Below are 13,174 nucleotides of genomic sequence, written 5' to 3'. Positions count from 1 at the left end.
TCAGCCCTCGACGGCGGCCAGCGCCTCCGCCGCCGCCTCCCGCAGCCGCTCGTCCTCGACGAAGCCGCGCCAGGCCGCGTTGCTCCGCAGCCGCCAGTCCCCGGCGAGGGCGGCGCGCAGCAGCGGGGCGGCGGGACGGGCGGCGGGGCCGATCCGGGCCAGCTGGCGAATGGCGGCGGGCATGACCGGCAGGTGGCGCCCCTCGTCGAGGCCGCGCAGGGCGGCGAGCAGCCCGGGGACGGCCGCCTCGGTGTCGCCGGTCACCGCCCAGAGCGCACCGGCGGCCCGGACGCGGGTCCAGTCGTCCGGGTCGGCGGTGTGGGCGCGCAGCCGCTCGGCGTGGCGGGCCGCGTGCGGGCCGAGGTCGCCGAGCCTGCGCAGCACGGGGTGCCGGTGCCACCGGTCGTCCAGGGTGGCGGCGAGGGCGTCGGCGGCGGTGGCCGGGTCGCCGCCGAGCTTCCAGCAGGCCCAGGCGGCGGTTCCCCGTGCCTCGTCGGCGGCGTCCATCCGCGCGGAGAGCATGTCTCTGGCCCGGGTGGCGGCGACGACGCCGATCGTCGCGGGGCCGAGTGCGGCGAGGGCTTCGGCTGCCTCGGTCCAGGTGCGGTCGTCGGCGAGCCGGACGAGCAGCAGGTCGACGGCGGCGGGGCTCGCGCTGCCCCAGCCGGCCAGCACCTCGCCGTACTGCCGGACCGCCGGCCGCTGCCCGTCCTGGGCGAGGCGCCGTTCGACGGCGGGCATCAGGGCGGCGGCGTGGCCGGGCAGCAGGGCCAGCGCCTCGTGCAGGCCGGGCAGCGCGACGGTGTGCAGCCCGTGGGTCGACCCGTAGTGGTTGCTGGTGTCGCCGAAGACGGCGGGTGCGGTACTCAGCGACGCTATGCAGCGCGGGTCGCCGATCCGGGTGAGCGCCCAGGCGGCCATGTCGGCGACGGTGCGGCGGCCCCGGCGGCCGACGGGGGCGGTGTCGTCCAGCAGCGCCGCGATCCGGTCGGCGTGGGCGGCGGCGGCCGGGCCGAGGCAGGCGAGCAGGTCGAGCGCGAGGTCGCGCGCCTCGGGTACGGGGTCATCCAGGTACGCGACGATCCGGGGCAGCAGTTCCCCGACCGGTGAGCGCCACTCGGCGAGCAGCGCGCCGGCCCGTCCGAGGGCGGCGGTTCGGTGCTCGGCATCCGGGTGCGCGGGCAGCAGCAGGCGGCGGACGAACGCCGCGGCCGGTCCGGGGGCGGCGAACAGCGTCGCCGTACGGTAGTACACGGCGGCGATGTTGCCGCCCTCCCAGCGGCGTGCCCCGGGGTCGCGCAGCGCGCGGACGAGCAGGTCGGCGTGGAGCGGGGGCAGCGCGGGGTCGGCAGGGGCGAGCGCGAGCAACGCGGCGTGGCGCTCCTGCAGACCGGCCCCGCCGTCGCCATCGCCGTCGCCATCGCCGTCGCCATCAGCACCGGCACCGGCACCGGCACCGGCCAGCAGGACGTGCAGCATCTCGCGCGCCTCGGGCCCGCGCGGCCCGGTGGGCTCGCGTCGGGCGGCGGCGCCCAGGGTCAGCAGCAGGTCGAGCCGGATCTCCGGGTCCGGCTCCGCCCGTCGACGCTCCAGCAGTGCGGGCAGCAGCAGTTCACCGGGCGCGTCACAGCGGCGCAGCGTTCCGGAGGCGATGCGGCGGATGGCGGGCAGCCGGTCGTCGAGCAGCGCGACGACCTGCGGCAGCGCGCGGTCCCAGGCGGTCCGCCACTCCGGGGCCACCCAGGGCTCGACCTTCGGGGCTTCAGCGGCCAGGGCGCCGACCAGTCTCAACAGGGCCTCGCGGGCCTCCACTCGGACTCCCTGGTCAGCCGCCAACCGGAGGAGGAACGGCAGCACTGCGGGTGCCGCCGAACAGATCCAACCCCCCTGGTGGAAGACGCTGTTGAACAGTTCGCCGGCCGCTTCCACCGCCGCCGAACCGCTCGCCGAATCGCCTTCCGAACCACCCGCCGTCCCACCCGTCCCCTCGCCCGCCGGCGCGCAGGCGCGCAGCAGGCCGGGCAGGTCGCCCGCGCTGCCGTAGTTGTGCTCCAGCGCGGCCCAGTCGACGGCATCCAGTTCTCCCCACATGGAGCGGGACGCTAACACCCGTCGCCGGCCTCCTCACCACTCGCGGTTGGCGATCAGCTCCTCCACGTCGGCGTCCGCGTACCCGTACGCCTGCGCGAGGTGGTCGAAGTCCGCGGCGATCGCCTCGCGCGCGACGGTCTCGATCTCGCTGCCCGCCGCGTGGAACTCCTCGTCCAGCAGGTTGAACTCCTCCGTCGCGGCCTGCGTCAGCTCGTACAACTCGTCCAGCCCGCTCGGTGGTTGGGCTTCGATCCGCTCGCACAGCGCGTGCAGGATGTCGCCGCCCTTGGCCACCAGGCGGGCCGGGTAGTAGCCGTCCCCGCGCATCGGGTGCAGGAACTCGTACCCCGCCAGCCGCTCGTTCGTGATCGCCATGCCGTCGCTCCAGCCGTTCGCGGTCCGTCCGGGGCCGCTCGACGGGCCCCGCGGCCGATCATGCCGGGCGGCACCGACAGCGGCCGACGGGCGAGCGACGGGCGAGCGACGAGCGAGCGGCGGGCGAGCGGCGGGCGAGCGGCGGGCGAGCGGCGGGCGAGCGATCAGCGAGCGGCGGCCGGGTCGCGGAGCAGGTCGTCGACGGCGCGGCGGCCGGTGGCCGCGCCGGGCGGGCCGTAGCCGATCCGGAGCACCACCTGGACGGTGCCGACGCCGCGTTCCGGGTCGCGCAACCGCCAGCGGGTCTCGGGGAGTTCGACGGCCTGGTGGAGCACCGAGACCCGCAGACCGCGGGCGGTGGCCAGCAGCCAGACCCGTTCCATCGCCTGTCCGGCCCGCAGCCAGTCCGCGGCCGTGTCGCCCCGGGTGGCGACGGTCGCGATCTGCGGCAGTGCCTCGAAGCGCTGCGCGTGCGCGGGCCCGCGCCCGGCGAAGTCCCGTACGGGGAACCGGGCTTCGTGGTCCTGGGGGCCGAGCGCGGGCTCGGGGATGCCGTCGTCGGCGGGTTCCGCGCGCAGCCAGCTCGCGGTCTCCGCGCGGCGGGCGGCGTCGGCGGCGATCCGCGCCTCGGCCTCGGCGGTCAGGGCCAGCACCCGGCGCGCCTCGGCCTCCTCCAGCACGTCCAGCACGGCGTCCTCGTCGGCGGCGGCCGCGATCAGCTCGCCGATCACCGCCTCCGGCACGTCCCGGTTCCCGAACGGCTCGCGGCTGGAGTGCCGTTGGCCGATCGCCCCGGCCAACTCGGCCGTTTCGTACGGTGCTCCGCGCGGTCCGAAGCGCAGTACGGCGACCGGTTCGTCCGTGCCGAATCCGCCGGGTAGCAGATCCAACTCCTCGACGGGGAAGCCGAGTCGGGCCGCCGCCACCCGGAGGTTGAACAGGGCCGCCCCGATCGACAGCAGCATCGCCCGGCCGTCCGGGTCGACCAGCGGTACCGCGCGGTCCGGTTCGGCGTACACCAGCACCCCGGGACCGTCCCCGGTCGGCCGGAACCGCCACGGCTGCGTGTTGTGCAGCGAGGGCGCCGCCCCGGCCGCGGCCACCAGCTCCCGCAGTTCGGCCGCGCTCGGGCCGCCCGGCGCGCCGTCCATCGTTCCCGCCATCGACTCGGTCATCGCGGATCACTCCTCGCCGCTTCCTCGTCGCGTCCCACGACTGCCTGTCCAGTGCCTGCGCTGCCTCGATCGTGCGCCCGCCCCCGCCGCCCCCGGTAGGGCCCAAAGACCCGGGCCGGACGACCTCCGCCCCCTCGCCCCGCGAAACGCCCCCCGAACGTCCCCGGGGCCACACCCGGAGCCGCACACCCCGCCCCGCCCGGCTCCGCTGGCGTACCGTACGCAGCATGGAATTCCGCCACCTGGGCCGCAGCGGCCTGATCATCAGTGAGATCGCGTACGGGAACTGGCTCACCCACGGTTCGCAGGTCGAGGAGGAGACCGCGGCCGCGTGCATCCGCGCCGCCCTCGACGCGGGCATCACCACCTTCGACACCGCCGACGTGTACGCCGAGACCCGCGCCGAGTCGGTGCTCGGGCGGGCGCTCAAGGGCGAGCGGCGCGAGGGGCTGGAGATCCTCACCAAGGTGTTCTGGCCGACCGGGCCCGGCCGCAACGACCGGGGGCTGGGGCGCAAGCACGTCATGGAGTCGATCGACGGCTCGCTGCGCCGCCTGCAGACCGACTACGTCGACGTCTACCAGGCCCACCGCTACGACCCCTCCACTCCGCTGGAGGAGACCATGGAGGCGTTCGCCGACGTGGTCCGCTCCGGCAAGGCGCTGTACATCGGCGTCTCCGAGTGGACGGCCGACCAGATCCGGGCCGGCCACGCGCTGGCCCGCGAGCTGCGCGTCCCGTTCGTCTCCAGTCAGCCGCAGTACAGCGCGCTGTGGCGGGTCATCGAGGGTGAAGTGGTGCCCACCTGCGAGGAGTTGGGCATCGGCCAGGTGGTCTGGTCGCCGATCGCGCAGGGCGTGCTGACCGGCAAGTACAAGCCGGGCGCCGAGCCCCCGGCCGGCTCCCGGGCCACCGACGAGAAGGGCGGCGCGAACTTCGTCGCCCGCTGGCTGCGGCCCGAAGTCCTGGAGCGCGTCCAGCTGTTGGAGCCGCTCGCCGCGGAGGCCGGGTTGTCGCTCGCCCAACTCGCGGTCGCCTGGGTGCTGCAGAACCCGAACGTGTCGGCCGCGATCATCGGCGCCTCCCGCCCCGAGCAGGTCACCGAGAACGTCAAGGCGGCCGGCGTGAAGCTGGAGCCCGCACTGCTCGCCCGGATGGACGAAATCCTCTCCCCGGTCGCCGAGTTCGACCCGGCCCGGACGGCGGAGAACGCCCCCAAGACCCGCCCCTGATCCCAGCCCCCCTGCGACAGCCCCACCACACCCCGCGAGCGGGCGGCCATCGGAAAAACCACCGGTGGCCGCCCGCGTCGCCTGCCCTACCCCGGCAACTCCCCAGCCGCCCCCGCCCCCGAATCCGGCCCCGACTCCGAGTCCCCGGCCCGGTCCGCCTGCTCCGGCACCTCCTGCTGCGCCCAGATGGTCTTGCCGTGCCGGGCGAACCTGGTGCCCCAACGCTGCGCCAACTGCCCGATGATGAACAGCCCGCGGCCGCCCTCGTCGGTCGACTTGGCCCGCCGCAGGTGCGGGGTGCTGTCCGAGCTGTCCGACACCTCGCAGATCAGACCGCGGTCGTTGATCAGCCGCAGCCGGATCGGCGACTTCCCGTACCGGATCGCGTTGGTCACCAACTCGCTCACGATCAGGTCGGTGGAGAACTCCAGCTCCTGCAACCCCCAGGCGGCGAGCTGGTGTTCGGCCAGCCGCCGGGCGGTGCGGACCACCGCCGGGTCCTCCGGCAGGGTCCACATCGCGACCTTGTCGTCCGGCAGCCCGAGGGTGCGCACCAGCAGCAACACGGCGTCCTCGCGCTGCCGTTCGGGCAGCAGCGCGTACACGGCCTGGTCGCACAGCTGCGGCAGCTCCTCCTCCCCGGCCCGGGCCAGCACCCGTTGCAGCACCGCCCGCCGCCCCTCGCCGGGCCCGACCGGCAGCCCCTCGTCCAGACCGCCGCGCTCCCCGCCGCTCGCCGCCCGACCGCCCGCGCCCGCCCGCCGCCCGGGTCCGGACATCAGGCCGTGGGTGTACAGCGCCAGCACGCTGCCGGCCGGCAGTTCGGCGACCCGGGTCTCGTAGCAGCCGTCGCCGCAGCCGAGCGGCAGCCCGGGCTCGACCGGGAACGGCACCGGCACCCCGTCGGGGCCGACCAGCACCGGCCCGGGGTGTCCGGCGGAGGCGGCCGTGCAGGTCCGCCCGATCGGGTCGTAGACCATGTACAGGCAGGACGCCAGGCCGTCCGGCAGGCTGGTCGCGCCGGCCGGCAGGCTGCCCTGCTGCTCGTCCGTGAGGACGCGCGCGGCGTCGTCCAGGCGCACCAGCAGTTCGTCGGGCTGCAGGTCCTGGACGGCCAACGTCCTCAGCGCGGTGCGGACTTGGCCCATCACGGCGGCGGCTTCGATGCCGGTTCCGGTGACCGAGCCGATCGCCAGGCCGACCCGGGCGGCGGACAGCGGGATCACGTCGTACCAGTCCCCGCCGGGTCCGACCACGCCGGGCAGGTACACGTGCGAACTCTGCACGGCGCTCAGTTCGACCGGTGCGCGCGGCAGCAGTTGGCGCTGCAGCGTGGTCGCGATCGAGCGCTCGCGGGCGTAGCTGCGCGCCTTGTCGATGGACATCGCACCGCGCGCGGCCAGTTCGACGGCCAGCTCCAGGTCGTCCTGCTCGAACGGCTCCGACCGCTGGTGCCGGTACAGCGAGAGCACGCCCAGCACCGCGTCGTGCACCATCAGCGGCGCGACGATCATCGAGTGCACGCCGAGCCCGGTCAGCCGCCGCCCCCGCTCCGGATCGGCGGCCAGCCACTCCTCGTCCCCGCCCAGCCCCCGGATCAGCCGGGCCCGCCCGTCCTCCAGCGCCCGGCTGTACGGGGTCGGCGCGCCGTACGTGGACAGCTCGCCGTGCGGAACGGGACCGGTGGCAGAACCGGACGCGGAACCGGATGCGGAACCGGCGGCAGGGCCGGCCGCGGGGCCGGTGCCGCGCACCGAGCGGTACGCGGCGCGGCGCAGCGGCGCGCCCGGGTCGATCGGCCCGGTGCGCAGCGGTAGTCCGCGCAGGGGTTCGTCGAGCAGGTCGACGGTGGCGGAGTCGGCGAAGCGCGGCACGGCGACGTCGGCGAGCTCCTGCGCGGAGCCGATCGCGTCGAGCGAGGCGCCGAGGCGGCGGTGCGCGTTGTGCAGGATGTCGAGCCGGTCGAGGGCGGCCTGCCGTTCGGTGACGTCCTCGACGACGGCGACCAGGTAGGGGTGGCCGGTGTCGGAGACGACCCGGAAGAAGGAGACCGCGCCGACCATCTCGTGCCCGGGGTCGTTGGGCATCCGGCCGCGCACCAGGTGTTCGCGGACGTAGCCGCCGTCCTGGAGGGCCTGGCGGGCGAGCGCGTCGAGTTCGGCGCGGTCGAAGCCGGGGGCGAACTCGGCGGGGCGGTGGCCGACGATGTCGGTGGTGGGCACGCCGCGGACGCCCCGGGCGGCGGTGTTGTAGCGGACCACCCGCAGTTCCTGGTCGAGCAGGTACAGCCCGAGCGGGGCCTGCGCGAACAGCGCGTCCAGCAGCGCCGCGTCGACCTGCCCGCCCTCACCGCCACCGCCCTCGCCGCCACCGCCCTCGCCGCCACCGCCCTCCCGCGCCACGCCGTCCACCTCCCCCTCACCGCCGTTCCCGCCGCCGTTGCCGTGCCGGTCGTCCCGGTAGCCGTCCACGCCGCTCCTCCGCATCCCGTCCCCGTCCCCGTCCCCGTGCCAGTCCCCGTGCCCGTCGCCGTCCCCGCCCGCGTCCTCGTCCACGTCGTCCCGAGACCCGTTCACGGCCGTCCTCTCCCTCTCCCGCCAGTGGCCCCCGCCCGTTCCGCCGGATCGGGCCGGAACGCGATCAGGGCGATGTCGTCGCGGACGTCGGCGACCCGGCCGACCAGGTGTTCGCAGAGGTCGGCGAGCGGTCGGTGGCGGGCTTCGGCGGCGGCGTCGCAGAGTCGGGCGATGCCGTCGCCGAGGTGTTCGCCGGGCACTTCGACCAGGCCGTCGGTGTAGAACAGCAGCGTCTCGCCGGGTCCGACCGGGTGCCGGTGGGTGACCCGGGGGCGGCGCGGGTCGACGCACAGCGGGACGTCGGCGTCCTCGGCGGCGAGCAGCCGGGGCGGCCCGTCGGCGGGGACGAGAACGGGTGGCGGGTGTCCGGCGTTGGCCCACTCCATCTCCCAGCCGCCGTCCGCGCCGTGCCGCACCAGTCGGGCGTGCACGGCGGTGGCGAAGCTGCCGACGCCCAACCCCTCGGCGGCGGTGTCGAGTTCGCGCAGCGTCTCGGCGGGTGTGTGGGCGTGGCCGCGGGTGTAGGCGATGGAGCGGAGCATGGCGCGCAGCTGGCCCATGGTGGTGGCGGCGGCGAGGTCGTGGCCGGCCACGTCGCCGATGGTCATCGCGAGCGAGCCGTCGGGGAGGGTGAACGCGTCGTACCAGTCGCCGCCGACCTCGGCGTTGCGGCTGCCGGGCTGGTAGCGGGCGGCCACGGCGGCGCCGCCGAGGCTGGGCGGGGTGGTGAGCAGGGCGCGCTGCAGGACGACGGCGGCGTGCCGGGCGCGTTGCAGGGCGAGGGCCTGGCGCAGGGGGGCCTGGGCGCGTTGCAGGATCTCGTGCTGGAGGTCGATGTCGGCCGGTCCGGGGGGCGGGGTGCCTTCGCAGCAGGCGGTGGCGGCGAGGGCGACGACGGCGCCGTCGACGACGATGGGCAGCAGGGTGAGGCTGGTGGCGCGGGTGGCGTGCAGCCAGCGGGCGGAGATCTCGGGGACGGCGCCGTCGGGCACGTCGCCGTCGGCGAAATCGAGCAGGGTGGGGGCGCGGTCGGCGACGGCCTGGCGGGCGTGGGCGCCGAGGGTGAAGGTCTGGCGGTCGAGCGGGGGCAGCGGGGGCAGTCCGGGGCGGGCGACGGAGGCGATCCGGGTGGCGACGATGCCTTCGTCGGCGGCGTCGGGGCCGGGCAGCAGGTAGACGGCGCAGACGTCGGTGAGGTCGGGGACGAGGGTGGCGGCGAGGGCGGCGAAGGCGTCCTCGGCGCGTTCGGCCTCGGTGACGGCGCCGGCCCGGGCGAGCAGGCGTTCGCGCAGGCGTCCGCGCCACTGGTCCTCGATGTCGCGGGTGGTGCCGATCCACTCGGTGCCGCGGTCCTCGTGCGGAACGGGGACGGCGCGGGAGCGGACGTGCCGGTAGCCGCCGTCGGCGCCGCGGACCCGGAAGACGTGGTCGAAGACGGCGGGCCGGTCGCGGAAGGCGGCGGCCCAGCGGGCGGCGATGGCGGCGCGGTCCTGGGGGTGGACGACATCGAGCCAGCCGTCGCCGTCGGCGGCTTCGGGGAAGGGCTGGCCGGTCATCTCCTCCCAGCCGGGCATGAGTTCGCTGACCGAGCCGTCGGCGCGGGCGACCCAGACCATCTGGGCGGCGGCGGCGAGCAGGGCTTCGTAGCGGCGCAGGGCTTCGAGGCGTTCGGCGGAGAGCCGTTCGGCTTCGAGGGCGGAGTGCAGTTCGGCGGTGGTGTCGATGGCGGCGGCGAGGATGCCGGGGCCGTACCGGGTGGTGGCGGGCGAGCAGGAGTAGACGAAGTGGCGGTGGGCGGGGGTGCCGGACGGGCAGGCGAGGGTGCGGTGGGCGGTGACCTGCCGAGCGGTGCCGTCGGCGAGGACGGCGTCCAGGGTGGTGAGCAGGCGTTCGGTGCCGGGTTCGGTGAACGCCGTGCGGGCGGGGGCGCCGAGCGGGCGGTCGCCGAACAGGGCGCGGAACGCGTCGTTGTAGTAGACCATCCGGTGCTCGGGTCCGGCGGTCAGGGCGATCGCCACGACCGCGCGGTCGAACACCTCGGGTGTCAGCTGCGGTTCCGGCACCCCGCTGTCCTCCTCCCGTTCCCGTCGACCGTCCGCCGGGTCGGTACGCCCCGGCCGGCCGGTGCGCGCGTCGGCCCGGGCCGGTACGGGTGGGGTCCCCGCACCGGCCCGGGCCGCGTCCGTCCGCGGTCCGTCCGTCATCCGTCCCACGTCACCCTTGGCTCCGCTTCCGCGCTTCTCCACCGCTCCCCCGCTCCGCCGTCCATCGGGCGGGGCGGGTCAGGCGAGCAGCTTCTGCTTGGCCTTCTCGAACTCCTCCTCGGAGATCGCGCCGCTGCTCTTCAGGTCGGCGAGCCGGGCGAGGTCGTCGACGTGCCGTGGTCCGGCGTTCTGGCCCTCGGTTCCGGCGGCCTTCCGGATGTAGTCCTGGAAGTCGCCCTCGGCCTTGGCGGCGATGGCCCGGTCGCGTTGGCCCATCTCCTTGCCGCGGGCGATCAGGTAGACTAGGACGCCGATGTAGGGCAGCACGATCACGAAGATCGTCCAGCCGGCCTTGCCCCATCCGCCCATGTCGTGGCTGCGGAAGATGTCCGTCAGCACCTTGAACATCAGGAAGAACCACAGGATCCACAGGAACAGCCACAGCATGGTCCAGAACAGGTTGAGCGCCGGGTAGTCGTCCATCGACTGGCTCCCTTCCACAGGTTCTACGAGTGGTATCACCACATTTCGGACATCGCACCTCGGCGGCCGCCCCGTGTGCGCCGCCCGCGCGCTTCCCGCGCCCCTCCCGCGCGCCCGGAGCGCGACGAACCGCCGTCCGGGTGAGGATGGCCGCGGGTGTCAGCTTCGACGGCGACGCGGGAGGCGCGGGTGGACGACGAACGGACGGTGCGCCCCGACGGCCCGGACGCCGCCACGAACAGCCCGGACGCCACGGACGCCACCGGCGGCCCGGCCCCCGGGCGGGTGACGGCGCTGCTCGCGCGGTTGACCCGGATGCTGCTGGCGACGAGCGGCGAGGGCGCCTCGGAGGTCGAGCAGACGGTGGCGCGGGCCGCGTCGGGTTTCGGCGCCCGCAGCTCGATGGTGCTGGTCCCGGACGGCGCGACGCTGACCGTCGCGCTCGACGGGCGCACCGAGACGGTCGCGGTCCGGGCCTTCCCGGACGTCGCCCGACTGGACAAGGTGGCCGCGCTCAAGCCCTGGGCGCACCGGGTGTCGCTGGGCGGCACGCCGCTCGCGGAGGCCGAGCGGCGGCTGGCGGCGATCGACGACTCGCCCGCCCCGTACCCGTGGTGGCTCAAGGGGCTGGGCATCGTGCTGTTCACGGTCGGTTTCGCGCCGCTGATGCAGCCGACCTGGTACGAGATCGGCAGCAGCGCGCTGCTCGGCCTGGTCACGGCGGGGCTGGCGGTGGCGGCGGGGCGGTGGCCGCGGCTGGCCAGGGTGCTGCCGCTGGTCGCGTCGGCGGCGGTGTCGGTGCTGGTGCTGGAGGTGTTCGCGCGGACCCCGGCGCACGGCGGGGCGGTGCTGCTGATGCTGCCGGCGCTGTTCTACTTCGTCCCGGGCGACCTGCTCTCGGCGGCCGCGACCGAGCTGGCCGCCGGGTTCCTCACCACCGGGGCGGTGCGCCTGGTGTACGCGGTGTTCCTGCTGCTGCAGCTGTACCTGGGCGTGATGCTCGGGGTGTACGCGACCGGCGGCGACACCTCGGCGCTGTTCGACCTGGCGGCGCACGCCGACCTGCCGCGCTGGGCGACGTTCCTGTCCTGGGTGGTGTTCACCGTCGGCACGGTGCTGGCGTTCGCGGCGCCGTGGCGGCTGCTGCCGGTGCTGCTGGGGACGGTGTACCTGACGGTGGCGGTGCAGTCGGGGGCGACGAAGCTGGTCGGCGAGGTCGGCGGGACGTTCCTGGCGGCGGCGGTGCTCGGCGCGCTGGCCACGGCGGTGGCGCGCGGGCCGGGCCGGCCGCCGCGGCTGCTGCTGGTGCTGCCGGGGTTCTTCACCCTGACCGTCGGTTCGCTGGGCATGCGCGGCCTGACCAGCCTGGCCGGCGGTCATCCGGTGCGGGGCTTCCACGACCTGCTGTCGATGGTCACCATCGTGGTGGCGATCGCCGTCGGCCTGCTGCTCGGCTCGGTCCTCGCCCAGCGCCCGCGCCCCCTGCCGGAGTCCTGAACCGCCCGCCGGCCCTCCACCCCCGGCCTGTCTCCCTACCAGCCCCCGCCCCGGTAGTGGGGCAGGTCGAGCGCGGCCGGGTCCATCGCCGCCAGCCACTGGCCGCCGCGGCGCAGCACGGGCGTCAGCACGATCTCCGGCCCGCCCCCGTCCCGACCGTCCCCACCGTCCCCGCCTGCCCCGCCGTCCCGTACCAGGGCGTCGTAGCGGACGGGCCGGTGCGGGGCCGTCGCGGGCGTGGGGTGCTCGTGGCGGCGGGCGCGGGCCTGCGCGTCGAGGGCCCGGTAGGCGCGGTGCAGGTGGGGTTCCCAGCCGGGCAGGTGGTGCGGGTCGGCGGGGACGAGGTAGCGGGCGCCGCGGTCGATCAGCAGGGTGATCAGGCGGCCGAGCGCCTCGGTGCGGTCGAGTCCGTCCGGCAGTTGGTCGAGGGCTTCGGCGAGCGGGCGGGTGACGCGCAGCAGGGCCTCGTTGAAGTCGAGTCCGTGCTCGCCCTCGGCCTGGACGAGCAGGGCGCGCTGTTCGCCGGTGAGGTTGAGCAGGCAGGGGTAGGAGCCGCCGTCGGTGAGCAGTGCGGGCTGTCCGTGCCAGGCCACGGGGGTGTCGCCGAGTGCGGCCCATGCGGGCCAGCGCACTTCTCCGCCGGGCTCTTTGACGGCGTGGCCGAGCGGGTGCTCGCCGACGGTGAGGATCTCGATCCGGGCGCCGACGACCTGTCCGGGCGCGGGGTGCGCGGTCAGCCGCCGGGTGGTCTCGTCCCAGGCGAGGCCGCCGGTGCGGACGTCGACGGGTTCGGTGGCGGCGAGGGCGAGCGGGCCGTGCGGGTGGGTGTCGTGCAGGTGGGCCGGGGTGACGGGGACGAGGACGGCCGCGCGGAGGACGGCCTGCCGGTCGGGGAACGGCCGGGGCTGGGGCGTCTCGGTGGTGGCGTGCTCCGTCATGATGCGTCGTGCCCTTCCCGCGCCCGCGCGGCGCGCGCCCCGGCGGGCGCCGACGCGTCCGGTCGGCCGCCCCGCGGTCTGTCCCGCCGGCCGCTCGGGCGGCCGGGAGGGAACAGCGTACGGGTCGCCGGCCGGTGGGGGAACGCGGGCGACGGGGGCGGTGGCGAATCGTGACCACCGGCCCCGCCGGTCCGCGATCCCCTTGGGGTCAGCGGTCGTTGGGCGCGATCGCCCAGGCCAGCAGGACGACCAGGAAGGACGCGGCGCTGAACCCGGTGCACCACCAGGCGGTGGCGGTCTGGCCGCGCATCCAGGCGTTGGTCGCGGTGTTCAGCGCCCACAGTTGGCCGATCACGATGGTGACGGCCAGGCCGACCCGGGCGGACAGGATCGCCGACCGCTCGGGCTGCTGGTCGGTGCCCGCGCCGGGCCCGGGGCCGGTCGCGGAGACCCGCGGGTCGGCGTAGCCGGAGGTGGCCCGGATCTGCGGATACCGTTCGTGGACGGGCCGGTTGAGCCTCGGCTCGTCGCTGCCGGGGTGGTAGCCCTCCGGGTAGTGGCCCTCGGGAACGCTCATCAGGCACCTCCACAGGCGAATTGACC

Annotated in this window: 10 protein-coding genes; 2 read left to right on the top strand and 8 right to left on the bottom strand. The window is 75.7% G+C overall.

Translation table 11 applies throughout. The features are described from left to right. The 3 genes from KSE_RS33995 to KSE_RS33985 form a co-directional block, all read right to left on the bottom strand. Complete coding sequence (locus KSE_RS33995) at window positions 1-2,091, bottom strand: hypothetical protein (protein ID WP_033260187.1); 2,091 nt, start codon at window positions 2,089-2,091, stop codon at window positions 1-3. A gap of 33 nt (window positions 2,092-2,124) precedes the next feature. Then, the gene (locus tag KSE_RS33990; RefSeq protein WP_014139925.1) at window positions 2,125-2,466 is read right to left on the bottom strand and encodes a DUF5713 family protein; all 342 of its coding nucleotides are present in this window, start codon (window positions 2,464-2,466) and stop codon (window positions 2,125-2,127) included. Window positions 2,467-2,630: 164 nt separating this feature from the next. Next, window positions 2,631-3,641 carry an Acg family FMN-binding oxidoreductase gene (locus KSE_RS33985; protein ID WP_231873259.1) on the bottom strand — a complete coding sequence of 337 codons (1,011 nt, stop codon included), beginning with the start codon at window positions 3,639-3,641 and terminating at the stop codon, window positions 2,631-2,633. Window positions 3,642-3,868: 227 nt separating this feature from the next. Between KSE_RS33985 and KSE_RS33980 the strand changes: the two genes are divergently transcribed. Then, window positions 3,869-4,873 carry an aldo/keto reductase family protein gene (locus KSE_RS33980; RefSeq protein WP_014139923.1) on the top strand — a complete coding sequence of 335 codons (1,005 nt, stop codon included), beginning with the start codon at window positions 3,869-3,871 and terminating at the stop codon, window positions 4,871-4,873. An 86-nt stretch (window positions 4,874-4,959) separates the two neighbouring features. Here the strand turns inward: KSE_RS33980 and KSE_RS33975 are convergent, their stop codons facing one another. The 3 genes from KSE_RS33975 to KSE_RS33965 form a co-directional block, all read right to left on the bottom strand. Continuing rightward, window positions 4,960-7,449 carry an ATP-binding SpoIIE family protein phosphatase gene (locus KSE_RS33975; protein ID WP_231873258.1) on the bottom strand — a complete coding sequence of 830 codons (2,490 nt, stop codon included), beginning with the start codon at window positions 7,447-7,449 and terminating at the stop codon, window positions 4,960-4,962. After that, window positions 7,446-9,512 (bottom strand): SpoIIE family protein phosphatase, encoded by a 2,067-nt coding sequence (locus KSE_RS33970; protein WP_051055515.1) that lies wholly within the window; start codon window positions 9,510-9,512, stop codon window positions 7,446-7,448. The genes KSE_RS33975 and KSE_RS33970 overlap by 4 nt, the downstream gene beginning before the upstream one ends. A 219-nt stretch (window positions 9,513-9,731) precedes the next feature. Further along, window positions 9,732-10,136 carry an SHOCT domain-containing protein gene (locus KSE_RS33965; protein WP_033260188.1) on the bottom strand — a complete coding sequence of 135 codons (405 nt, stop codon included), beginning with the start codon at window positions 10,134-10,136 and terminating at the stop codon, window positions 9,732-9,734. A 156-nt stretch (window positions 10,137-10,292) separates the two neighbouring features. Here KSE_RS33965 and KSE_RS33960 point away from each other — a divergent pair, with 156 nt between their 5' ends. Then, on the top strand, window positions 10,293-11,633 hold the full coding sequence (locus KSE_RS33960) for a threonine/serine exporter family protein (protein WP_231873257.1): 1,341 nt from the start codon (window positions 10,293-10,295) through the stop codon (window positions 11,631-11,633). Between the two features lie 35 nt (window positions 11,634-11,668). Here the strand turns inward: KSE_RS33960 and KSE_RS33955 are convergent, their stop codons facing one another. Together KSE_RS33955 and KSE_RS33950 are read right to left on the bottom strand one after the other, a co-directional pair. Further along, window positions 11,669-12,571 (bottom strand): hypothetical protein, encoded by a 903-nt coding sequence (locus KSE_RS33955; protein ID WP_014139918.1) that lies wholly within the window; start codon window positions 12,569-12,571, stop codon window positions 11,669-11,671. Window positions 12,572-12,779: 208 nt separating this feature from the next. Then, entirely contained in the window at window positions 12,780-13,148 is a 369-nt protein-coding gene (locus tag KSE_RS33950) for a hypothetical protein (RefSeq protein WP_014139917.1), read from the bottom strand. Window positions 13,149-13,174 lie beyond the last annotated feature (26 nt).

It is taken from the genome of Kitasatospora setae KM-6054, from assembly GCF_000269985.1.
In the GTDB taxonomy this organism is placed as follows: domain Bacteria; phylum Actinomycetota; class Actinomycetes; order Streptomycetales; family Streptomycetaceae; genus Kitasatospora; species Kitasatospora setae.
This window is presented reverse-complemented; position numbering and strand designations above follow the sequence as displayed.

What these genes read in the sequence shown, in the direction of transcription:
- KSE_RS33990 (WP_014139925.1), bottom strand. Translation starts at nt 2,466, where the DNA reads ATGGCGATCACGAACGAGCGGCTGGCGGGGTACGAGTTCCTGCACCCG.
- KSE_RS33950 (WP_014139917.1), bottom strand. Translation starts at nt 13,148, where the DNA reads ATGAGCGTTCCCGAGGGCCACTACCCGGAGGGCTACCACCCCGGCAGC.
- KSE_RS33955 (WP_014139918.1), bottom strand. Translation starts at nt 12,571, where the DNA reads ATGACGGAGCACGCCACCACCGAGACGCCCCAGCCCCGGCCGTTCCCC.
- KSE_RS33985 (WP_231873259.1), bottom strand. Translation starts at nt 3,641, where the DNA reads ATGACCGAGTCGATGGCGGGAACGATGGACGGCGCGCCGGGCGGCCCG.
- KSE_RS33965 (WP_033260188.1), bottom strand. Translation starts at nt 10,136, where the DNA reads ATGGACGACTACCCGGCGCTCAACCTGTTCTGGACCATGCTGTGGCTG.
- KSE_RS33995 (WP_033260187.1), bottom strand. Translation starts at nt 2,091, where the DNA reads ATGTGGGGAGAACTGGATGCCGTCGACTGGGCCGCGCTGGAGCACAAC.
- KSE_RS33980 (WP_014139923.1), top strand. Translation starts at nt 3,869, where the DNA reads ATGGAATTCCGCCACCTGGGCCGCAGCGGCCTGATCATCAGTGAGATC.